The organism is Holdemania filiformis DSM 12042 (assembly GCF_000157995.1).
GTDB classification, from domain to species: Bacteria; Bacillota_I; Bacilli_A; order Erysipelotrichales; family Erysipelotrichaceae; genus Holdemania; species Holdemania filiformis.
In genome coordinates this window covers 150,844-153,403 of sequence record NZ_GG657552.1, presented here as the reverse complement: position 1 = coordinate 153,403, position 2,560 = coordinate 150,844, and the positions used below count along the sequence as shown (strand labels likewise).

Below are 2,560 nucleotides of genomic sequence, written 5' to 3'. Positions count from 1 at the left end.
TCTTGAACGGGGCAAAGATCAAGGTTTAATGTTGAAGACCGTTAAAGTCACATTGAAAAGTGTAAAAAGAGGAATGCGAGCCGCTGAAATAGCGGACATGTTAGAGGAAAAAGTAGCTTGCATTCAAACGATTCTGAAAATCAAAGAAGAACATCCGGATTACACGGAGGAGCAGATTGCAATGAAGATGATTCATGATTCTGGTTGTCCGATATCAAGGTGCAGCGCAGACAGCTTTAAAGAGCGGATTTGCAGCTGATCCGGAGTTTGTCAAAAGTAAACTGTATAAGTTTTTTGATGACGGTCATGCGGGCCGTCATTTTATATTGACTGTAAAGAAGCGAAGGAAGATTACTCGCTGCCACAGTCAATACGTTGTTGTCGTGGCAGTTCTTCCCACTAGCAGGTCAGAATTTCATTTTTAGTGCCGCGGCTCTTTAATAGTTTTCATACTTCAAAATTCGCGCCCGTATCTTATCATCCATGACCCGCTGATTCCGCACCGTTGCCCACTTTGACACAAGTCGGTTTGTCCTTTTTTTTGATCTTTTCCGGATTTAAAAACGATCTGCAACCCCCTTAGGTTTTGCGGATCGTTTTGTTTTCTCATTTTCTTCTTTTCTTTTATCAAATCCAAGCTTCAGCTTTGACTTTCCTGTGTTGGCAAGTTTCCATAGTTCATATCCGTTCTTTGCGCATCTTGTCGATGATATAATCAAACGTCGTTTCCTTCGCCTTCAAGGTTGTCTTCTGATCGATCATCCCCGTCCGCGTCGAAAGCAGATCGGCGATATACATCTGCGTAATCTGACCGATCATGCTGCCGCCGCCCAGCGGTCCCAGCCAGCGCTTCAACAAAATACAGTAATCGCACAGCACTGCCAGCGAGGATACGACCGACGAAGTGACGCAGACCGTCTTCACCTTCCGCTGCTTCAAAATCTCGGCGCAGTGAATCGTATCGTTGGATTCACCCGATGCGCTGAATAAAATCGCAATATCGCTGCGCTTCAGCTCGTTGAGATAAATCGACTGAAAATGATTGTCTTTAAAGTAAATCCCGTTCTTTCCATTCCGCACCAGCCGCATCGCGCAGGCTTCCGCGGGAATACCGGAGTTGCCGACACCGGCGCAGAAAATGATGTCCGCTTTGTTCATCAGCTGAGCGATCTCATCGATCTGTTCCAAATCCAGATTTTGAATTGTATATTCAATCGAAGTTCGAAGATTCTGGTAGATCTGGGTGACAAACGAGTCGTTCTCGCTCTTTAGATGTTCCTGCGTTTCCTCAGTCAATTCTTCCTTAAAGTCATGATAGCTCTCATTTCCGATTTTCTTGCAGAAACGGACGACCGTCGCTTCCCCGCAATGCGCTTTTTCCGCCAGCTGCGACAACGTGTTGCCGGCAACCTCCGTATAGTTGTCAAGACAGTACTTAGCGACCCGCTGCTCGCTCTTGGTAAACACATCATAATTATCTTTAATCTTACTGTAAATAGACACAAGGATGCCTTCCTTTCCTTCTGATGATGATTATTCCAATTATCATTTTAATCATATCATGAAATCTTTCCGCAACAATCAAAATTCATTCGGAAAATAAAAAGATATCGTAAAGACCAGCAGAATGAGGCTGGTCTTGTTCTTAAGCTTCAGAATGTAATCTTTTAAAAAGCTATTGCGTATCCGTAAAAACAGGTGTATCCTGGAATTGGAGTAAAATACTCCAACTATAATAGTTTTGGAGTGTTGATAAAAATTAAGAAAAGAGATGATGTCCTATGATTTGAATTTCTCACCACGGCAAGCGGAATGATCCGCATAAGAGAGGAGGAAAATGATGATTAATCTCATTCGCTGCGACGACCGTCTGATTCATGGCCAATGCATGACCCGTCTGGTTCAGCACTACTTTATCAAAAACATCATTGTGATCGACGAATTCACTGCGACCAATCCCGCGATGAAATACGTCGTGGAAAAGATTGCGATGCCGGGGATGAAAAATGAGGTCTATACGATAGACCAGGCTGCCGCACCGATTCGTGAAGCTGTCAACAGTAAAACTGGAACGATGATTGTCTTCCGCTTTCCGACAATCGCCCGGGCCCTGTTCGATCAAGTGCCTGAGCTGCCGAAAAGCCTGATGATCGGACCGGTTCAGAAGCGTGACGATACGATCACCGTTCAAGATGGAACCTATCTGACGCGCTCGGAAATCGACGATCTGGATTATCTGGATGCCAAAGGCATTGAGATCTTTTTCCAGGTGGTTCCGGATATGAAACGCATCGAATTCAAAGAATTCAAAAACAAAATCAAATAGGGAGGGACCGTTATGAATCTACTGCAGGTAACACTCATTTCACTGCTCGGCTATCTGACTTATATTCACACGCCGTTTCTCGGCGGCGGACTGATCGGCTGGTACTGCATCGGCAGGCCGCTGGTTTCCGCCTTGTTCATCGGTCTTATCTTAGGGGATGTCAAAACTGCGATGATTCTGGGCACCTATGTGCAGCTGATCTTCATCGGACTGGTCACGCCGGGCGGTTCGATC

At 45.3% G+C, this 2,560-nt stretch carries 3 protein-coding genes and 1 pseudogene; 3 read left to right on the top strand and 1 reads right to left on the bottom strand.

Going from position 1 to position 2,560, the window contains the following annotated elements:
- The coding region (locus HOLDEFILI_RS19490; protein ID WP_006057590.1) for a hypothetical protein at positions 1-259 on the top strand (259 nt) is incomplete at its 5' end.
- Between the two features lie 419 nt (positions 260-678).
- Here HOLDEFILI_RS19490 and HOLDEFILI_RS01575 read toward each other — a convergent pair.
- Positions 679-1,503: a MurR/RpiR family transcriptional regulator gene (locus tag HOLDEFILI_RS01575; RefSeq protein ID WP_006057588.1), complete on the bottom strand. Its 825-nt coding sequence runs from the start codon at positions 1,501-1,503 to the stop codon at positions 679-681.
- A 337-nt stretch (positions 1,504-1,840) separates the two neighbouring features.
- Between HOLDEFILI_RS01575 and HOLDEFILI_RS01570 the strand changes: the two genes are divergently transcribed.
- Both HOLDEFILI_RS01570 and HOLDEFILI_RS20460 read left to right on the top strand, forming a co-directional pair.
- Complete coding sequence (locus HOLDEFILI_RS01570) at positions 1,841-2,326, top strand: PTS sugar transporter subunit IIB (RefSeq protein WP_039863664.1); 486 nt, start codon at positions 1,841-1,843, stop codon at positions 2,324-2,326.
- 12 nt (positions 2,327-2,338) lie between these two features.
- Positions 2,339-2,560: pseudogene (locus tag HOLDEFILI_RS20460) on the top strand (PTS sugar transporter subunit IIC); the annotation flags it as partial.

Coding starts and splice junctions, on each gene's coding strand:
- HOLDEFILI_RS01570 (WP_039863664.1), top strand. CDS start 1,841: ATGATTAATCTCATTCGCTGCGACGACCGTCTGATTCATGGCCAATGC.